The following is an 18025-nucleotide window of genomic DNA, read 5'->3' as shown; positions in this document are numbered from 1 at the left end:
GATGCCGAAGCCTTAGCGGTGACGATTGTCGCAATCTTTCGGAACGTAACTACCAACGAGCGCGAGCTGCTCGAGGAAGTCAGGTCTCGTCGACGCTCAAAGAGCGCAGACAAGGCGCACTAGCTCTCGTCACTGAAACCCAGCAGCGACGCCTGGCGTATGTGGGTGTGGTCGCCACGGAGATGCTTGACGCGCAGCCTTACACCAGGGCCTGACCCATTGGGTCGCCGGCCGTTTCTTCATGGCCTCTGGCGGCGGCCCGGCATACTCTCGAACCCGTTTCAACAGCCGCTCCTTCATGTCCCGGCCCAAGGTGATGAAAGCGGTACCGAGATATTTCCCAGTTCCTGGCTGTGCCAAAAGGGCGAAGGCCGCCTTGCCAGGCTCGCGCTCGATGCCCAGCAGTTCGAATTCGTCGACCGTGAAGCTCTTGGTCTTCAGCCAGTTCGAGGTCGGGCCGCTGCGGTATTTGCTGTCGGCGCGCTTCGAGACAATTCCCTCAAGCTCGACCTGCTCGACGAGATAGAAGATCGACTTGGCCTCACCAGGCATGGCCTCGCTGAACTGGATCCGGCTGTTCGGCTTGATGATGCCGCAGAGAATTTCGCGGCGCGCCTTGCAGCCGATGTCGCGCAAATCATGGCCATTCAGGTGCAGAATGTCGAATGCGCAGAGGTACATGCCATAGGGATTGTTGTGGACGGCGTTCTGGAGCGCGTTGAAGTCGGGCATACCGGCCTTGTCGGTGACGACCGCCTCGCCGTCGATGATGGCGTTCTTGACCTCAAGCTCCGTCGCCGCTTCCACGATGCCCAGATATTTACGCGTCCAGTCCTTACCGGTTTCGGCATAGACGCGGATATCCTCGGGGCCGTTGATGATGATCTGGGCACGATAGCCGTCGAGCTTGATCTCATGAATCCAGTTGTCACCCTCGGGCGGCTTGGCCACCAGCTTGGGCTCCATCGGGAGGATGAACTCTAGCCGGCCGGTGCCGGCCACTGCCCGCCTACGCATGGAACCTAGTCTAGGTCACCGGCGTATATTAGCCATAGTGAATATGACGAAATTCCAAAAGGACGTGCGATATGGCAGACGACAAAAGCAAACGCGACTTTCGCGACCGCAACAAGATATCGGCGAACGACGATTATGAGGTGAACTTTTTCGCTCTGCAGAACAACATCACGCCGGAGCAGGTGCGCGAGCTGATCCGCAAGCACGGCAACGATCGGGCGACCCTGACCGCCGCCGCGAAGGCATTGCCGGCACAATGATGACCAAACTCTCGGAGGCGCGAGCCTTTTGGTGGCTCAGCACATCTCGATGCCGTCTAGCGTGGAACCGCAGGTATTCCCGAAACTGAGCGCGCCGTTTCGGTGGAGAAAACCACGAAGGCAAAGATGAGCACGCTGACAGCGGACGATCATGGAGTCGGTGGCGACGATCGGCTCAAGGGCTGGATTTCCATGCAGCATCACGTAGAGAGCCGGCAACATCACGACCGTCATGTCCTCCCCAAGCCGTTGCAGGCGGCCCGGCAGCCTATGGGGGTGACCGGCCAGCCACCGGGCCTAACCGGCTTGCGCCGGCTGACGAAAACATGCGCTCACGCTAATGTAATTGCAACATCGACATGACCGACGTGCTGGGCAGAAAACACTAACCAAGGCGCCGCAGGTGATCGACAAGGGCGCGCAGCTTCGGCGCTACGTTGCGACGGCTCGGATAATAGAGGTAGAAGCCGGGAAAGCGCGGGCAATACTCCTCGAGAACTGGCACCAGTTCGCCCCGATCGATCCACGGGCGAAAGCTCTCCTCCATGCCGAAGGTGATGCCGGCGCCGGCGATGGCGAGCTTTATCATCAACGCCATGTCGTTGGTCGTGATCTCCGGCGCAACGGCGACGCTGAACTCCTTGCCGCTTTCTGCAAATTCCCAACGATAAGGCGCGACCTTCGGTGCACGGCGCCAGCCAATGCAGCGATGGCCTGCAAGCTCCCTCGGATGCGAAGGCGCCCCGAACCGATCGCGATAGGCCGGCGCGCAGACGGCGAGTTGCCGCTCGTCACCGGCGACAGACACCGCGATCATGTCCTGCTCGATCACCTCGCCGAGCCTGACGCCGGCATCGTATCCCTCGGCGACGATGTCGAACTCCTCGTCCGTCACCGTGATGTCGATCTGAACCTCGGGATTGGCTTCGGCAAAGGTGGCCAGGAACGGCCCTGAAAGAAAGCACTCGGCGATCGACGAGACGGCGAGCCGCAACTGCCCGCGCGCACGCCCACGCAGGTCCCCGGTGGTCTCCATTGCCGCGCGCATGTCGGCAATGGCGGGCGCTATCCCGGCGTGGAGGCGTTCGCCAGCCTCGGTCAGGCTGACGCTTCGCGTCGTGCGCTGGACAAGCGCAATACCGAGCGTCTCTTCCAGCCGCTTCATCGTCTGACTCACAGCCGAGCGGGTGACGCCCATGCGATCCGCGGCCGCACGAAAGCTCCGCTTTTCAGCCACGAGGGCGAACACCGCAAGCGCATTGAGATCCGGCTGCATTGGTTAGCTGTGCTTTCCACGCTGTGAACAAATAGTCGTCTTATCGCAACAGTGAAACAGATCCATCTTCGTGGCAACCGCGTGCATGGCGGTTCGCAGGATCAACCAGACGGAGACGAAACATGTCCCTCAACAAAGTTGTGCTCATTACCGGGGCTTCGAGCGGCATTGGCGCCGCCATCGGCCGGGAGCTCGGCGCTGCCGGAGCAAAGGTCATGCTCGGTGCGCGCCGCACCGATCGGCTGGACGCACTCGCAGAAGAGATCAGGGCAAAGGGCGGGGATGCAATGACACGCCGCCTGGACGTAACCGACCGCGCCGATGTCGCCGCCTTTGCCAAGGCGGCACGCCAGGCCTGGGGACGCGTCGACGTGATCGTCAATAACGCCGGCGTCATGCCGTTGTCGCTGATGGCCTCGATGAAGGTCGATGAATGGGACCGGATGGTCGACGTCAACATCAAGGGCGTGCTCTACGGCATCGCCGCGGTGCTGCCGGAGATGACGGCCCGAGGTTCCGGCCATGTCGTCAACATCGCCTCCATCGGCGCACTTTCGGTGTCGCCGACCGCCGCGGTCTATTGCGCGACCAAATACGCGGTGCGCGCCATCTCCGATGGCTTGCGGCAAGAGCACGACAACATCCGCATCACCTGCATCCATCCCGGCGTGGTCGAGAGCGAGCTCGCCGACACGATCACCGATCCGGTCGCGGTGGAAGCGATGAAAACCTATCGCGCCATTGCGCTGCAGCCCGACGCGATCGGCCGTGCCGTGCGCTTTGCCGTCGAACAGCCGGACGATGTCGATGTGAACGAGATCGTCATCCGGCCGACAGCCAGCAAGTAGGGAGGCGAAAATGGGTTTTCGTTTTCACACCTCGTCGCGCGATCGCAGCATCGCAAACGCTCTCCGAGTTGTTCACGGAGCGTCGCGCCGCTCCCGGAAAACAACCCTGAGGAGCTGTCGCATGAAGCAGATTTGGATGCTTGCCGCTGCCGTGCTTCTTGCCGGCGCCGCCGTTTTACCCGTACAGAAAGGTCTCGCCCAGATGAATGTCGAGCAAAATACGGTTACCCAACCTTCGGGAAGCCACCCCTATGTCGGGATGTGGGTCACGGCCGATGGTTATATCCGCCACAACTTGCTTCCAAACGGTCGCTATGACGAAGCGCGCGGAAACCGTGAGAGCGCGTACCAGGGGCGCTATGAGATCCGAGGAAATCACATCGACTATTGGGACGATACCGGCTTTACCGCTGACGGAACGTTCATTGACGGCGTGCTGCATCACGCGGGTATGATCTTGTATCGGGAGAAGCAGTGACGTTCGTCGAATCTCGACAAAAAAATTACCGCTGCACCATATGTCATTTGGTGCGAAGCCAAAAATAGGGGCTCACCTTGCCTTCCGAACCACGTTCTCCACGGCTTGCTGTCCCCGGTCCGATTGGCCTCTGGTCGGACCACTATTTCGCTGGCGGAAACCGCCATTCGGCGTATCATTCTCGCGGGGCAGGGTTCATGGCGGAGGAGGCCAATGAACATCGTTTCGAGAGTGCCTGTCGTTGACGTGACGGCCCAGGAACTTGTTTCATCTGCGCTTTCAAGATTTCGCGCCGGCGACACTATATCGACCAGAGCCGCAATAGACGCCATCCGCCGGGCAGCCCCGGCTTTTGAGGACAGCGACGACCATCTGGTCGAGCTTATCGTCATGACCGCAATTGGTAGGACCATGGGGATCGTGTTCGACCATCGGTCCCGCTGATGCATTGCCGCCCCAGCTTGCGCAGTGTCTGAACTACCGGCGACGTAAGCTCCTCAGTAACCATAAATTGTGATCGGGATGGATCACGCCATTCGCCATCGGAACGTATAACCCGCTGCGCCGTTGCAGTCCTTCGAGTCAAGGAGTGGCGGTGATGCGTGATGAAGAATTCGACGTTCCGGTGACGATCGAGAGCGGACGGATCGGCCGCCCCCTCTCTGTGACGAGGACGGTCCAGGCGGCCTCGCTTCTGGTCGACAAATGGCCAGACGAAAAGCGCGGGCCGAAATATCGCGCGGCCTTGAAAGCCATGATGGATGCAATGGAGCAGCGGCGGGCGGTTGGCAGTGCGCGGCGGGCGTTCACGGCCGCCGCCAAGGAAGCCCATGTGTTTGTGCGCGAAGGCCGGCACTAGTGCATGTCGCGCAAACGTGTGCAGCGGTTTTGCGAGAACGACATGCATAGAAACACGCCTTAAAGCGCGTCGCATGAATGCGTTCACACGCGACGCGCTTTAAGGAACCTCACGAAATCTCCATCGTTATGCTCTAGGTCAACGAGGAGAACTGCCATGCCCGACGACAGGACCAAGACCGACGATCGCGATCGCTCGCAAGTAGCCGGTGACGAAGACTATGAGGTGAGGCATTTCGCCGAGGAAGCCGGCATCACTCCCGACCAGGCGCGCACGCTGATTAAGCGCCACGGCACCGATCGCAAGGTGCTGAACGAAATCGCCAAGAGCATAAAGGCGCTGTGATGGCTGAAAAACGAAACGCAATGGCCGATCGGAAGAAACGCGAACCGGACGACGAGGAAGCCCTGCGCTTGGCCGAGACGACCGACGTTTCGCCCAACCAAGCCAAGGATTTGATGCACAAGCACGGCAAGGACAGCGCCAAGGTCGAGAAGGAAGCGAAGAACTTCAAGGCCGAAGGCTGAGCCGCCGATTTGGCGGAGCGTTGCCATGCCCGCACCAGGGTCCTACGCTGGCGTCACGGCCGGCAATGCCGAGCGGCTTATCAATTTTCTAACAAATTCGGCCTATTCCCGTTCTAACCATGGGAGCTGGGCTTTTGGCGCAAACAGAGAAAATCGCGGCGCGACGCGCCGTCGCGCTGTCGGTTGTCGTACCGTGCTATAATGAAATCGGTGGGGTCGCCGAACTTTACCGGCGCGTCACAGCCGTTTGCCATGAACAAGCGGGGCATTCCTACGAGATCGTGCTGGTCATCGACGGAGCCACCGACGGCACCCGCGAGGCCATATTCGAACTCGCCAAACAGGACAGCCACGTCGTCGGCATAGACCTCGCCCGAAATTACGGCCACCAGATTGCGCTCAGCGCGGGCCTGGAGTTCTGCCGCGGCCAGCGCATTCTCATTCTCGATGCCGACCTCCAGGACCCGCCGGAATTGCTCAAAGCCATGATGGCAAAGATGGATGAGGGGTTCGACGTCGTCTATGGCCAGCGGGTGAAGCGCCAGGGCGAAGGCTGGTTCAAGCGCGCAACCGCCGCATTGTTCTACCGTCTGCTGCGCAAGATGGTGGACGTCGACATGGCGCTCGATTCCGGGGATTTTCGACTTATGAGCCGCCGCGCGCTTGATCATCTCAATGCGATGCCCGAGCGTTACCGCTTCATTCGCGGCATGGTGAGCTGGATCGGCCTGAAGCAGGTGGCATTTGCCTATGAGCGGCACCAGCGTTTCGCAGGCACCACGCATTACCCATTGAAGAAGATGGTGCTTCTGGCAATGGATGCGATGACGAGCTTCTCCATCGTGCCCTTGCGGTTCGCCTCGCATCTCGGCTTGATCTTCGGCTTTCTCGGTCTTGCTGCGCTCGGCTACACGCTCTTCTCATGGTTTGCCGGCAGCGTGTTGCCCGGCTGGACCAGCCTGGCGGCAATCGTCCTGATCCTCGGCAGCGTTCAGCTTCTGGTCCTTGGGATTTTCGGGGAATATCTCGGGCGCATGTATATGGAGACCAAGCGGCGGCCGCTTTACCTCATAAACGAGATTGCTGCCCATGATCCTGCCGCCGGGAAACTGCCCGTCCATCGTCTTCAGGAAATGGCCCATGAACTGGCGAAGGGAGCCGCGCGTGCTTCAGGCCGAGTTTGATCAGTTCGCGCTGGAATATCAGCAGCAGCATGCCGCAAGTATCCGGCTGAGCGGCGAAACCCCGGATTTCTTCGCGCAGTACAAGATCGACGACGTCGCCGCAAGGCTGGCTCACTCCAACGTGAAGCCGCGGCGGATACTCGACTTCGGTGCGGGCGTCGGCAATTCGCTGGGGCCCATGCGCGCCGCATTTCCCGACAGCGAAATCACCTTGCTCGATCCCTCCTCCCAGTCGCTCGACATCGCCCGCAAGCGCTTTCCCGGCCAAGCCGATTTCAGGCACTTCGACGGCGAAACGATCCCTTATAACGACGCAAGTTTCGATCTCGCCTTCGCCGCATGCGTGTTCCATCACATCCCTGAAGACCTCCATGTCGGCCTGATCAAGGAGATCGAGAGAGTGCTGACCGGTGGTGGCAGCTTCTTTTTATTCGAGCACAATCCCTGGAATCCGCTGACGACGCACGCGGTGCGAAACTGTGCTTTCGACGAGAACGCAATTCTGATCAACAGCCGCGATTTGCGCAAGCGAATGGCTGCGGCCGGCTTCTCCAAATCCGATGTCGTCTACCGGATCTTTTTCCCACGCGTGCTCGCAAAATTGCGACCCTTGGAGCGCTTCCTGACCAGGATGCCTATGGGAGCCCAATATTTCGTGCATGCGGTCAAGCCTGCCGTTTGAGCGGACGCCCTGCCCTCGGATGAGCGACAAGCTGAAACCGCCAATCGATACGCCGCAGAGCGGCTTGGAGCTATGATATGAACGGGATTCAGGCGACCGTTGCGACCGCGTCGTCGGTCGACGACGCGCAGCGGGCCAGGGCGATGCTCTGCCTGCTCGTCGCACCTCTCGTGGCATTCGCGCTTTCCGCCCACGCCCAAGCCATCCTGCAGGACCCCGACTGTTGGTGGCAGGTCAAGGTGGGGCTCGATCTGCTGGCAAATCGTAGGTTCCCGCTTGTCGACAGCTATTCTCATACTTTCGCCGGCCAGCCGTGGATCGCCAAGGAATGGCTTGGACAGGTTCTCCTCGCGCTCGCCTACACGACAGGCCGCTGGAACGGCGTGGCGCTGCTGATCATCTCAACCATCGCCCTGACGGGCGCGCTGCTCTCATGGTGTCTCAGCACCTGGTTGAGACCGATGGCGGCAGTGGGACTGGCCTTGTTCGCGGCGGCCTTGATCTCCCCGATCTACACCGCGCGTCCGCACATCTTTACCCTGCCCATCATCGTGATCTGGACCGCAATGCTTTTCCGCGCAGCGCGCAATGAGCAGGAACCGCCTCTGTGGCTGCTTGCCCTGCTTGTCTTGTGGGCCAATCTCCACGCGACCTTTACCCTTGGCTTCGTCATCGCGGCCTTCGCCGGCCTCGATCTTCTTGTGCGAACCCGCCTGTCCAACCCCGTACTCCTTGGCAAATGGGTTGCCTTCGGACTGCTCTGCCCAGTGGTCAGCTTGATCAATCCCTATGGCATCAAGGCCATCCTTGCCACTTTCACGGTAGCCTATGGCAATGAAGCGGTTCCCTTGATCATCGAGTGGAAACCGTTCGACGCCTCGGATCAACCGTTCCAGGAAGTGGGTATCCTATTGTTCTTTTTCGCGCTGCTTGTGTCGAGACTTCGCGTCGGCTGGGCAAAGGCGCTTTTCATCGTCTTTGCCTGGCATATCTATCTCACCCATCTGCGCTTCATGTACCTGTTCTTTCTGCTGGTCCCGATCGTGCTTGCGGCCGAGATTGCCGAGCAATATCCCGCGCTTTCCCTAGGGAAATGGGTGTCCGACAGACGCGACGGGCTGGAACGGTTTTTCGCAGAGCGATTCTACCGGATCTGCGGCGTGGCAGGCGTTTTGCTGGTGGGGGCAACCGCAATGCTCGCGAGCGCCTATCAGGTCGAGCCGAGCCAGAAGACTTCGGCCAAGGATGCGCTCGCATTCGTCGAAAATAATCATTTGTCAGGCAATGTCCTGAATTCCTACAACTTCGGTGGCAGCTTAATCTTCCATGGAATCAAAACATTCATCGACGGCCGGACAGATCAGCTCTTTCTCAACGGCTTTATGAAGACAGATGCCGAGACAGGACGCAGCGGTGGAAAGCCTGTCCTCGAAGCCCAGCTAAAGAAGCATGCGATAGACTGGGCCTTGCTGACGCCGGACGACAGCCGCATTCCATTCTTCGATGACCTGGGCTGGAAGCGCGCGTATGCCGACGACTATGCCGTGATCTATACGCGCGATCGCTGATTTTCGGCGGCTTCGCGCCGGCGCACGACTTGTCTTTAAACGCCGCGCCGAGATCCCGGCGGGAAAATCCCTATAGAATTTTTATTTCTTTCCTCTTCGCCACGTCTCGAACCTTTATGGTGTCTCGAGCCATATTCTACCTGAAACACGCATCTCGGTCACTCTGCCGTTGTGGCGGGGTGCTTCCGTATGATTTCGGACCTGCCGTCTGCAGGTGAAGCGAGAATAAAGCGAAAAATAAGGAACACGCGCGATGGACATCATCGTTCTCGGAATAGGGTTTTTGTTTTTTACCCTGTTCTTCGCTTTCATCAGAGCCTGCGACAGTCTTTAGGCGGAAGGATCGCAACATGCTTGTCGACTGTATCCTCGGTGGCGCTGTGACCTTGTTCCTTCTCGCCTACCTGACATACGCCCTCGTTCGCCCAAAACGTTTCTAACGGCAACTGTGCGAAGGCACGGAAAGCTAAACCTATGACTTTCAACGGATGGATACAGATCCTCGTCTATTGCGGGACCGTTTTTTTGCTCGTGAAGCCGCTCGGCGGCTACATGTATCGCGTTTTCAGCGGCGACCGCACATTCCTGTCGCCGATTTTGGGTCCTGTCGAGCGACGCCTTTATCGCATCTCGGGAACCAGCGAGCGTGAGGAGCAGCACTGGACCACCTATGCGGCGGCCCTGCTGTTCTTCAACCTGGCCGGTTTCCTGGTGCTCTACGTCCTGCAGCGGCTGCAAGGCAGCCTCCCTTACAATCCCGCCGGTATGACCGCCGTCGAACCCGGGCTCGCCTTCAACACCGCCGCCAGTTTCATGACCAACACCAACTGGCAGAACTACGGCGGCGAAAGCACGATGTCCTATCTCGTGCAGATGGCCGGCCTCACCGTGCAGAACTTCCTGTCCGCGGCGACCGGCATCGCCATCGCAATCGCGCTGATCCGCGGCTTCACCAAGGCCTCCGGCAAATCGATCGGCAATTTCTGGGTCGATATGACCCGGTGCACCCTTTACCTGCTGTTGCCGCTCTGCATCGTGCTGACGCTGGTCTATGTCTATCTCGGCATACCGCAGACGCTCAGCGCCTATCTCGACGCTACAACATTGGAGGGCGCGCGGCAGACGATCGCGGTCGGGCCAGCCGCCTCGCAGATCGCCATCAAAATGCTCGGCACCAATGGCGGCGGCTTCTTCAACGCCAATGCCGCGCATCCTTTCGAAAATCCCGACGCGATCTCGAACCTCATCCAGATGGTTTCGATCTTCGCCATCGGTGCGGCGCTGACCAACGTCTTCGGCCGCATGAACGGCAACCAGCGCCAGGGTTGGGCGATCTTGACCGCGATGGGCCTCCTGTTCATCGCTGGCGTCACCGTCTGCTACTGGGCGGAGGCGTCAGGCAATCCGCTGGTTCATGCGTTGGGCATCGACGGCGGCAACATGGAAGGCAAGGAAACGCGCTTCGGCATCGCTTTGTCGGCCCTGTTTGCGGTCATCACCACGGCCGCGTCCTGCGGCGCCGTCAACGCGATGCATGACAGCTTCACGGCGCTTGGCGGCATGATCCCGATCATCAACATGCAGCTCGGCGAGGTCATTGTCGGCGGTGTCGGCGCCGGCCTCTACGGCATCCTGATGTACATCGTGATCGCCGTGTTCGTCGCCGGACTGATGGTCGGACGCACGCCCGAATATCTCGGCAAGAAGATCGAGGCCAAGGAGATCAAGATGGCAATGCTGGCCATTCTCTGCCTGCCGCTGGCGATGCTGATCTTCACCGCCATCGCGGTGGTGCTGCCGACAGGCGTCGCTTCGATGGCCAATGCCGGCCCGCACGGCTTCTCCGAGGTTCTCTATGCCTACACCTCGGCCGCCGCCAACAACGGCTCGGCCTTTGGCGGCCTGACCGGCAACACGCCCTGGTACAACATCACGCTCGGAATCGGCATGCTCATGGGCCGCTTCCTGGTCATCATCCCGGCTCTGGCGATCGCCGGTTCGCTGGTCGCCAAGAAGACAGTGCCCGCCTCCGCCGGCACCTTCCCGACCGACGGGCCGCTGTTCGTCGGGCTGCTGGTCGGCGTCATTCTGATCGTCGGCGGCCTCACCTTCTTCCCGGCGCTGGCGGTCGGACCGATCGTCGAGCACCTGGCTGGCATCCACGGGCAGACATTCTGAAACCGCCCCACTTTGGATCAATGTCATGGCCCGGTTCGAAACCATACGCGGCAAGATTCGGCATCGAGCCGATCAGAAGGGGGAGGCAACCCCGCCTCCTTTCCCGACCATGTCCACCTTCCTTGGCATCGCGGCAGTCATGATCGTGATCTGGTTGCTGGCCTCCGGGCTTCCGCATCTACTTTCGGCATCCGATCGATCGGCGCCATCCAACAACATCGACACTGGAGCCACTAAATGAGCCAGTCCAAATCCGCTGTTATCATGGATGCCCGCGTCCTGCTGCCTGCCATCGGCGGGGCCTTCAGGAAACTGAACCCGCGCACCTTGATGCGCAATCCGGTGATGTTCGTCGTCGCTGTAGTCTCGGCGCTCACGTCAGTCCTGTTCGTCAAGGATCTTGTCACTGGTGGCGGCAATCTCGGCTTCTCGCTGCAGATCATCATCTGGCTGTGGTTCACCGTGCTTTTCGCCAACTTCGCCGAAGCGGTCGCCGAAGGCCGAGGCAAGGCGCAGGCCGATTCGCTGCGCAAGGCGCGCACCGAGACCCAGGCCAAGCTGTTGAGCGGCGACGACCGCACCAAATTCAAGCTGGTGCCCGGCACCAGCCTGAAGGTCGGCGACGCCGTCCTCGTCGAGGCCGGCGACATCATTCCGTCGGACGGCGAGGTGATCGAAGGCGTCGCTTCGGTCAACGAGGCGGCGATCACCGGCGAATCCGCGCCGGTCATTCGTGAATCCGGCGGCGACCGTTCTGCGGTAACCGGGGGCACGCAGGTTCTGTCCGACTGGATCCGCGTGCGCATCACCGCGGCCTCCGGCCATACGTTCCTCGACCGCATGATCTCGCTGGTCGAAGGCGCCGAGCGCCAGAAGACACCCAACGAGATCGCGCTCAACATCCTGCTCGTCGGCATGACGCTGATCTTCGTGCTGGCCACCGCGACGATCCCGAGCTTCGCCTCCTATTCGGGCGGCTATATCTCGGTCACCGTGCTGGTCGCCCTGTTCGTAACCCTGATCCCGACGACGATCGGCGCCCTGCTGTCGGCCATCGGCATTGCCGGCATGGATCGCCTGGTGCGGTTTAACGTGCTGGCCATGTCGGGCCGCGCCGTCGAGGCGGCGGGCGACGTCGACACGCTGCTGCTTGACAAGACCGGAACGATCACGCTCGGCAACCGCCAGGCGACGGCATTCCGCCCGGTCAAGGGCGTCACCGAGCAGGAGCTGGCCGACGCGGCGCAGCTTGCCTCGCTTGCCGATGAGACGCCGGAAGGCCGCTCGATCGTCGTGCTGGCGAAGGAGAAATACGCCATCCGCGCCCGCGACATGGCGACACTGCATGCCGCTTTCGTGCCCTTCGCCGCGCAGACCCGCATGAGTGGCGTCGATATCGACGGCTCGTCGGTTCGCAAGGGCGCTGTCGATTCGGTTCTCGCCCACGTCAACCGATCGACCGTCGCCACGCATGCTGCGCGCCCCAGCAGCGACACCGTCCGCGACCTGCAGGCAATCGCCGACGATGTCGCCAAATCCGGCGGCACGCCGCTGGCGGTCGAGCGCGACGGACGCTTGCTCGGCGTCGTCCACCTCAAGGACATCGTCAAGGGCGGCATCTCAGAGCGTTTCGCCGAACTGCGCAAGATGGGTATCCGAACTGTGATGATCACCGGCGACAATCCGATGACGGCGGCGGCGATCGCGGCGGAAGCCGGCGTCGACGATTTCCTGGCCCAGGCGACGCCCGAGGACAAGCTGAAGCTGATCCGCGACGAACAGGCCAAGGGCAAGCTGGTCGCCATGTGCGGCGACGGCACCAATGATGCGCCGGCCCTTGCGCAGGCCGATGTCGGCGTCGCCATGAACACCGGCACGGTCGCCGCGCGCGAAGCCGGCAACATGGTCGACCTCGACAGCGATCCGACCAAGCTGATCGAGATCGTCGAAATCGGCAAGGCGCTGCTGATGACGCGCGGTTCGCTGACAACCTTCTCGATCGCCAACGACGTGGCCAAGTACTTCGCTATCATCCCGGCCATATTCGCCGTCTTCTACATCGCGCCCGGGCAAACCGCCGGCCCGCTGCAGGCGCTCAACATCATGCATCTGGCAACGCCGCAGAGCGCCATCCTCTCGGCCATCGTCTTCAACGCGCTGATCATCATCGCGCTGATCCCGCTCTCGCTGAGAGGCGTCAAATATCGCGCGATCGGCGCGGGCGCGCTGCTCAGCCGCAACCTCCTTGTCTACGGCCTCGGCGGCATCATTGTCCCGTTCGTCGGTATCAAGGCGATCGACCTGGCCATCACCGCCCTCGGTCTCGCATAAGGAATTACCTCCATGCTCAAGCAAATCAGACCCGCGATCGTAATGATCGTTTTCTTCACCATCCTTACCGGCCTGATCTATCCAATCGGCATGACCGGCATCGCCCAAGCCTTGTTCCCGCGCCAGGCCAACGGCAGCCTGATTGAGAAGGACGGCAAGATCGTCGGCTCCGAACTGATCGGTCAGGCCTTCGCCAGCGACCGCTATTTCCATGGCCGCCCATCGGCTGCCGGCGACGGCTACGACGCCGCCGCATCGAGCGGCTCCAATCTAGGGCCGACCAACGCCAAGCTGATCGATCGCATCAAGGGCGATGCCGAAAAGCTGAAGGCGGAAAATCCAAGCCAACCGGTGCCGATGGATCTGGTCACGACCTCAGGCAGCGGCCTCGATCCGCATATCAGCCCCGAAGCCGCCTATTTCCAGGTCGCCCGGGTGGCCAAGGCCAGGAGCGTCGATGACGCCAGCATCAAATCGCTTGTCGACAGCCACATCGAGGACCGCGAACTCGGCTTCATGGGCGAACCCATTGTCAACGTGCTGGCCCTCAACCTTGCACTGGACGATGCCACGAAGCAATGAATGGTAAGCGCCGGGGATCGACACGATCCCCGGCACCGATCATGATCGGACCTGATGCCGGACGACAGTCGCAACACTGAAACCAGGCCCTCACCCGACGCGCTGCTTGATCGTGCGGAGCGGGAGGCGCGCGGTCGCCTGCGAATATTCCTGGGCGCAGCGCCCGGTGTCGGCAAGACCTATGAAATGCTGATGTCGGGCCGTGCAAGATTGGCCGACGGGATGGACGTGGTGATCGGCGTCGTCGAAACGCACGGCCGCCAGGAAACCCAGGTGCTGGTCGACGGCTATGAGGTCATCCCGCGCCGCAGGGTTGAGTATAAGGGGCGCATGCTGGATGAGATGGATATTGACGCCATCCTTGCCCGGCGTCCAGCGCTGGTCCTCGTCGACGAGCTCGCCCATACCAACGCGCCGGGCAGCCGCCATCCCAAGCGCTATCTCGACGTTCAGGAAATCCTGACGCACGGTATCGACGTCTACACGACGCTCAACATCCAGCATGTCGAAAGCCTGAACGATGTCGTGGCGCAGATCACGCGCGTCAGAGTGCGCGAGACGGTTCCAGACTCCGTCATCGACCAAGCCGACGACATCGAGATCATCGATCTCACTCCCGACGACCTGATCAAGCGGCTCGAGGAGGGCAAGGTTTATATCCCCAGCACCGCCCAGCGCGCCATCGAGAACTATTTCTCGCCGGGCAATTTGACGGCGCTCAGGGAACTGGCGCTCCGCCGCACCGCCCAGCGCGTCGACGAGCAGTTGCTGATCCACATGCAGGCCCACGCCATACCCGGACCCTGGGCGGCGGGGGAAAGGGTTCTCGTCTGCGTCGATGCGCGTCCGGGCGGGGCGGCCCGTGTCCGCTATGCGCGGAGGTTGGCCGACCGGCTCCGCGCCCCCTGGACGGCGCTTCATGTCGATACCCCTCGTTCAGCCGCGATGTCGGAGGAGGACAAGGATCGGCTGGCGACGCTGCTGCGCCTTGCCGAGCAGCTCGGCGCCGAGGTAACGACCATTCCAGGTCAGAACGTCGCGCAGGACATCGTTCGCCATGCGACCGCGAACAACTTCACCCATATCGTGATCGGCAGGCCGACCCGATCGCGCTGGCGGGAATTGATCGAAGGCTCGCTCACTTATGATCTCATCCGCAATGCCGGCGACATCAGCGTCCATGTCATTTCGGGAAACGAACGCAACGCCGAGGCGACGTCGAGGACCGTCAAGGCGGCGGACGAGCAGTGGCAATTCGAGATCTGGCCCTATCTCAAGGCCACGGCCTATGTTGTTGGCTCGCTCGCCTTCGCCCTCCTTCTCCACCAGTTTCTCGACGTCCGCAATCTGGCGATCATCTTTCTCATCGGGGTCCTGACGTCGGCGGTGACCGGCGGTCTCTGGCCGGCTTTGTATGCCTGCCTCATCAGCGCCATTGCCTTCAACTATTTCTTCCTGGAACCACGCTACACGCTCACGATCCAGGATCCGGAGAGCATCGTTGCGCTGGCTGTCTTCCTGGTTGTTGCGGTCATTGCCAGCAATCTGACGGCGCGTGTGCAGCGGCAGGCGGTCGCCGCCCGCTCACGGGCACGCGCCACGGAAGATATCTATCTCTTCTCAAAGAAGCTCGCCGGCGCCGGCACGCTGGACGACGTGCTGTGGGCCACAGCCTTCCAGATTGCCTCGATGCTGAAGCTGCGCGTGGTGCTGCTTTTGCCGGAGAATGGTTCGATCACCGTCAAGGCCGGCTATCCGCCTGACGACACGCTGGCCGAGGCAGACATCGCAGCCGCCCGTTGGGCCTGGGAGCACGATCGCGCTGCGGGCCGTGGCGCCGATACGCTTCCCGGGGCAAAACGCCTGTATCTTCCGCTGCGGACCGGGCGCACCGCTGTCGGCGTCGTCGGCCTCGACAACGACAAGCAAGGCCCGCTGCTGACTCCCGAACAGAAGCGCCTCCTCGACGCCCTCGCCGATCAGGCGGCAGTCGCCATCGAACGCATCCAGCTTGTTGCCGACGTCGACCGGGCCAAGCTCGAGGCCGAGGCGGACCGCCTGCGCTCGGCGCTGCTGACCTCGATTTCCCATGATCTGAAAACGCCGCTGGCCGCGATCATGGGCGCCGCCGGTACCTTGCGGGAATTTGCGCCGGCGCTTCCCGAAGCGGACCGGGCGGACCTGCTGTCGACCGTGCTCGACGAATCGGAACGGCTGAACCGCTTCATCGCCAACTTGCTCGACATGACCAAGATCGAATCCGGTGCGATGGAGCCGAATTACGGATTCCACTATGTCGGCGACATTGTCGGCACCGCCTTGCATCGAGCCAGGAAAATCATCGGCGAACACAAGACCGAAATGGACATTCCCACGGATCTGCCGATGTTGAGGGTCGATCCCGTCCTGTTCGAGCAGGCGCTGTTCAACCTCCTCGACAATGCCGCTAAATACGCGCCGCCAGCTTCGACGATCCGCCTGCAGGGCTGGGCCGACAATGGTTCCGTCATCGTGCAGGTCATGGACGAGGGGCCAGGCATTCCGCCAGCGGACCTGGAGCGCATTTTCGACACATTCCACCGGGTGCGCAAGGGCGATCAAGTCCGTGCCGGCACCGGGCTTGGGCTCTCGATCTGCCGCGGCTTCATCGAGGCGATGGGCGGCACGATTTCGGCGGCCAACAGGACCGACCGCTCGGGTGCGGTTTTCACCATCAGGATGCCGGTGCCGGCAAACCAACATGTGAACGACCCCGACATGGATGACCTGCCATGACGAACCTGGACGTCAGGATATTGGTCGTCGATGACGAACCGCCGATCCGCAAGCTGCTCCGCGTCGGCCTTGGCAGCCAGGGCTATGCAATCAACGAGGCGCCGAACGCCAAGGCGGCGATCGAACTCATGGAAACGGAAAGGCCGGACCTGATCCTGCTCGATCTCGGCCTGCCCGGCATGGGCGGCCACGATCTGCTGCGCAAATGGCGGGACGACGGCCTGGATGTTCCCGTCGTCATCCTTTCCAGCCGGACCGACGAGGCCGGCATCGTCTCGGCGCTTGAACTCGGCGCCGACGACTACCTCACCAAGCCTTTCGGCATGAATGAGCTTGTCGCGCGCATCCGCGTGGCGCTCCGCCACAAGTTCCAGCAGCAAGGCGAGAAGCCGGTCTTCCACACCGGCGATCTCACGGTCGACCTGGTGAAGCGCATCGTCACGATCGAGGGCAGGGAGATAAAGCTCTCGCCGAAGGAATACGACATCCTGCGCATCCTCGTGCAGTACGCGGGCAAGGTTCTCACCCATCAGTTTCTTTTGAAGCAGGTCTGGGGCGATTCGACCGACGTGCAGTATCTCAGGGTCTATGTGCGGCAGCTCAGGCAAAAGATCGAGAAAACGCCCGACCAGCCGCGCTATATCACCACCGAAACTGGTGTCGGATACCGCCTGCGCGAAGTGGATTGAATATAATCCTGGTGGACAACGCTCAATCGGCCGAGAGTTCCGCGGTGCGGGCAAGCGCGCCGCTGAAGCCGGTCAATGAGGTGGGAAAGCTGATCGGCTGGCCTGTATCGAGCGCGAGCGCATTAATTCTCAAAAATGGTGGCGGCCTTGAGCAGCGGCGTGATTTTCGCGTCGAATGCCGCCGGCACCGGGCAACCGGCGGTCTCACAGGTGCTGAACTGCAGGATGCCCTCCAGCTTTTGTCGCCGATCTCGAAATTGATCCCCTTGCCCGGCACACATGGGTCGACCGGCTTTGAGTTCCGGTAACTCAACCCGCCAATTCCGCCCCGCGAGGCTTTAGCCATGGCATCACCGGGCAAATGCCCTATATGATTGGAGGCTCAGTTTGGTGCGGGAATGAATGGATGTCGCCGCTTCGCCCATCGATGATCTTCATGTCGGCAATGCTGGCAACAGCGATGCTGTCGGACGCGGCTGTCTCCGCGCAGATCGTCACTCCCGCCAACCGCAACGCGCTGGTCCAGCAAAACGAATTGCAGATGCTGGAGAACAGGCTGCGGCGGCAGCGATATCAGCAGCAGCAACAGCAGTTCCGTGCCCAGGATCGCGAGGTCGTGCCGCAACGGCCTGATGTTCAGCAGATGAGGCCTACGTGCCAGTTGCGGCGGTCGGGCAGCCGCTTTATCAGCACCTGCCGCTGATGAGCCGACGCTTTTCATTTATTTAGCCGGCTTATCGCCTTGAATACCGCTCCACTTTAAGTAGCATC

The 18025-nt window shown here is 61.2% G+C and carries 22 protein-coding genes; 19 read left to right on the top strand and 3 right to left on the bottom strand.

Annotated features, from left to right (window positions below):
* Positions 1-129 precede the first annotated feature (129 nt).
* Positions 130-1017, bottom strand: a complete 888-nt coding sequence (locus EN807_RS09385; RefSeq protein WP_246684045.1) for an RNA ligase family protein — start codon at positions 1015-1017, stop codon at positions 130-132.
* A 71-nt stretch (positions 1018-1088) separates the two neighbouring features.
* Here EN807_RS09385 and EN807_RS09380 point away from each other — a divergent pair, with 71 nt between their 5' ends.
* A complete protein-coding gene (locus tag EN807_RS09380) occupies positions 1089-1277 on the top strand; it encodes a DUF3606 domain-containing protein (RefSeq protein ID WP_127315913.1) in 189 nt (62 codons plus the stop codon).
* A 36-nt stretch (positions 1278-1313) separates the two neighbouring features.
* Here the strand turns inward: EN807_RS09380 and EN807_RS09375 are convergent, their stop codons facing one another.
* A complete protein-coding gene (locus tag EN807_RS09375) occupies positions 1314-1511 on the bottom strand; it encodes a hypothetical protein (protein ID WP_135934722.1) in 198 nt (65 codons plus the stop codon).
* 151 nt (positions 1512-1662) lie between these two features.
* Positions 1663-2553, bottom strand: coding sequence for a LysR family transcriptional regulator (locus EN807_RS09370; RefSeq protein WP_135934721.1), 891 nt, complete (start codon positions 2551-2553; stop codon positions 1663-1665).
* 122 nt (positions 2554-2675) lie between these two features.
* On the opposite strand from EN807_RS09370, the gene EN807_RS09365 reads away from it, so the two are divergent.
* The 18 genes from EN807_RS09365 to EN807_RS09280 all read left to right on the top strand — a co-directional run bounded on the left by EN807_RS09365 (position 2676) and on the right by EN807_RS09280 (position 17957).
* Positions 2676-3401, top strand: coding sequence for an SDR family oxidoreductase (locus EN807_RS09365; RefSeq protein ID WP_135934720.1), 726 nt, complete (start codon positions 2676-2678; stop codon positions 3399-3401).
* A gap of 202 nt (positions 3402-3603) precedes the next feature.
* Complete coding sequence (locus tag EN807_RS09360; protein WP_246684141.1) at positions 3604-3879, top strand: Atu4866 domain-containing protein; 276 nt, start codon at positions 3604-3606, stop codon at positions 3877-3879.
* A 213-nt stretch (positions 3880-4092) separates the two neighbouring features.
* The gene (locus EN807_RS09355; protein WP_135934719.1) at positions 4093-4323 is read left to right on the top strand and encodes a hypothetical protein; all 231 of its coding nucleotides are present in this window, start codon (positions 4093-4095) and stop codon (positions 4321-4323) included.
* Positions 4324-4477: 154 nt separating this feature from the next.
* A complete protein-coding gene (locus EN807_RS09350) occupies positions 4478-4738 on the top strand; it encodes a DUF982 domain-containing protein (protein ID WP_135934718.1) in 261 nt (86 codons plus the stop codon).
* Between the two features lie 156 nt (positions 4739-4894).
* Entirely contained in the window at positions 4895-5083 is a 189-nt protein-coding gene (locus tag EN807_RS09345) for a DUF3606 domain-containing protein (RefSeq protein WP_135934717.1), read from the top strand.
* Complete coding sequence (locus EN807_RS09340) at positions 5083-5265, top strand: hypothetical protein (protein ID WP_135934716.1); 183 nt, start codon at positions 5083-5085, stop codon at positions 5263-5265. Before EN807_RS09345 ends, EN807_RS09340 begins: the two co-directional genes overlap by 1 nt.
* Before the next feature lie 134 nt (positions 5266-5399).
* Positions 5400-6449, top strand: coding sequence for a glycosyltransferase family 2 protein (locus EN807_RS09335; RefSeq protein ID WP_246684044.1), 1050 nt, complete (start codon positions 5400-5402; stop codon positions 6447-6449).
* Complete coding sequence (locus EN807_RS09330; protein ID WP_245477519.1) at positions 6406-7131, top strand: class I SAM-dependent methyltransferase; 726 nt, start codon at positions 6406-6408, stop codon at positions 7129-7131. The genes EN807_RS09335 and EN807_RS09330 overlap by 44 nt, the downstream gene beginning before the upstream one ends.
* Before the next feature lie 383 nt (positions 7132-7514).
* The gene (locus EN807_RS09325) at positions 7515-8699 is read left to right on the top strand and encodes a hypothetical protein (protein WP_246684043.1); all 1185 of its coding nucleotides are present in this window, start codon (positions 7515-7517) and stop codon (positions 8697-8699) included.
* Positions 8700-9049: 350 nt separating this feature from the next.
* Positions 9050-9139, top strand: coding sequence for a K(+)-transporting ATPase subunit F (gene kdpF, locus EN807_RS09320; protein WP_135934713.1), 90 nt, complete (start codon positions 9050-9052; stop codon positions 9137-9139).
* 34 nt (positions 9140-9173) lie between these two features.
* Complete coding sequence (kdpA, locus tag EN807_RS09315; protein WP_135934712.1) at positions 9174-10877, top strand: potassium-transporting ATPase subunit KdpA; 1704 nt, start codon at positions 9174-9176, stop codon at positions 10875-10877.
* Between the two features lie 25 nt (positions 10878-10902).
* Positions 10903-11118, top strand: coding sequence for a hypothetical protein (locus EN807_RS09310; protein WP_135934711.1), 216 nt, complete (start codon positions 10903-10905; stop codon positions 11116-11118).
* Positions 11115-13208: a potassium-transporting ATPase subunit KdpB gene (gene kdpB / locus EN807_RS09305; protein ID WP_135934710.1), complete on the top strand. Its 2094-nt coding sequence runs from the start codon at positions 11115-11117 to the stop codon at positions 13206-13208. Before EN807_RS09310 ends, kdpB begins: the two co-directional genes overlap by 4 nt.
* A gap of 12 nt (positions 13209-13220) precedes the next feature.
* A complete protein-coding gene (kdpC, locus tag EN807_RS09300) occupies positions 13221-13790 on the top strand; it encodes a potassium-transporting ATPase subunit KdpC (RefSeq protein ID WP_135934709.1) in 570 nt (189 codons plus the stop codon).
* A 54-nt stretch (positions 13791-13844) separates the two neighbouring features.
* Positions 13845-16565 (top strand): sensor histidine kinase KdpD, encoded by a 2721-nt coding sequence (locus EN807_RS09295; RefSeq protein WP_135934708.1) that lies wholly within the window; start codon positions 13845-13847, stop codon positions 16563-16565.
* On the top strand, positions 16562-17254 hold the full coding sequence (locus EN807_RS09290) for a response regulator transcription factor (protein WP_135934707.1): 693 nt from the start codon (positions 16562-16564) through the stop codon (positions 17252-17254). The genes EN807_RS09295 and EN807_RS09290 overlap by 4 nt, the downstream gene beginning before the upstream one ends.
* Positions 17255-17265: 11 nt before the next feature.
* Positions 17266-17562: a hypothetical protein gene (locus EN807_RS35460; RefSeq protein WP_189522378.1), complete on the top strand. Its 297-nt coding sequence runs from the start codon at positions 17266-17268 to the stop codon at positions 17560-17562.
* Between the two features lie 98 nt (positions 17563-17660).
* Positions 17661-17957: a hypothetical protein gene (locus EN807_RS09280; protein ID WP_135934706.1), complete on the top strand. Its 297-nt coding sequence runs from the start codon at positions 17661-17663 to the stop codon at positions 17955-17957.
* The last annotated feature ends 68 nt before the right edge of the window (positions 17958-18025 follow it).

The organism is Mesorhizobium sp. M5C.F.Ca.ET.164.01.1.1 (assembly GCF_004792125.1).
GTDB lineage: Bacteria > Pseudomonadota > Alphaproteobacteria > Rhizobiales > Rhizobiaceae > Mesorhizobium > Mesorhizobium wenxiniae.
This window is presented reverse-complemented; position numbering and strand designations above follow the sequence as displayed.

Coding starts and splice junctions, on each gene's coding strand:
- EN807_RS09385 (WP_246684045.1), bottom strand. CDS start 1,017: ATGCGTAGGCGGGCAGTGGCCGGCACCGGCCGGCTAGAGTTCATCCTC.
- kdpA (WP_135934712.1), top strand. CDS start 9,174: ATGACTTTCAACGGATGGATACAGATCCTCGTCTATTGCGGGACCGTT.
- EN807_RS09290 (WP_135934707.1), top strand. CDS start 16,562: ATGACGAACCTGGACGTCAGGATATTGGTCGTCGATGACGAACCGCCG.
- EN807_RS09355 (WP_135934719.1), top strand. CDS start 4,093: ATGAACATCGTTTCGAGAGTGCCTGTCGTTGACGTGACGGCCCAGGAA.
- EN807_RS09350 (WP_135934718.1), top strand. CDS start 4,478: ATGCGTGATGAAGAATTCGACGTTCCGGTGACGATCGAGAGCGGACGG.
- EN807_RS09295 (WP_135934708.1), top strand. CDS start 13,845: ATGCCGGACGACAGTCGCAACACTGAAACCAGGCCCTCACCCGACGCG.
- EN807_RS09310 (WP_135934711.1), top strand. CDS start 10,903: ATGGCCCGGTTCGAAACCATACGCGGCAAGATTCGGCATCGAGCCGAT.
- EN807_RS09365 (WP_135934720.1), top strand. CDS start 2,676: ATGTCCCTCAACAAAGTTGTGCTCATTACCGGGGCTTCGAGCGGCATT.
- EN807_RS09370 (WP_135934721.1), bottom strand. CDS start 2,553: ATGCAGCCGGATCTCAATGCGCTTGCGGTGTTCGCCCTCGTGGCTGAA.
- kdpF (WP_135934713.1), top strand. CDS start 9,050: ATGCTTGTCGACTGTATCCTCGGTGGCGCTGTGACCTTGTTCCTTCTC.
- EN807_RS09330 (WP_245477519.1), top strand. CDS start 6,406: ATGAACTGGCGAAGGGAGCCGCGCGTGCTTCAGGCCGAGTTTGATCAG.
- kdpC (WP_135934709.1), top strand. CDS start 13,221: ATGCTCAAGCAAATCAGACCCGCGATCGTAATGATCGTTTTCTTCACC.
- kdpB (WP_135934710.1), top strand. CDS start 11,115: ATGAGCCAGTCCAAATCCGCTGTTATCATGGATGCCCGCGTCCTGCTG.
- EN807_RS09345 (WP_135934717.1), top strand. CDS start 4,895: ATGCCCGACGACAGGACCAAGACCGACGATCGCGATCGCTCGCAAGTA.
- EN807_RS09360 (WP_246684141.1), top strand. CDS start 3,604: ATGAATGTCGAGCAAAATACGGTTACCCAACCTTCGGGAAGCCACCCC.
- EN807_RS09280 (WP_135934706.1), top strand. CDS start 17,661: ATGTCGCCGCTTCGCCCATCGATGATCTTCATGTCGGCAATGCTGGCA.
- EN807_RS09375 (WP_135934722.1), bottom strand. CDS start 1,511: ATGACGGTCGTGATGTTGCCGGCTCTCTACGTGATGCTGCATGGAAAT.
- EN807_RS09380 (WP_127315913.1), top strand. CDS start 1,089: ATGGCAGACGACAAAAGCAAACGCGACTTTCGCGACCGCAACAAGATA.
- EN807_RS09340 (WP_135934716.1), top strand. CDS start 5,083: ATGGCTGAAAAACGAAACGCAATGGCCGATCGGAAGAAACGCGAACCG.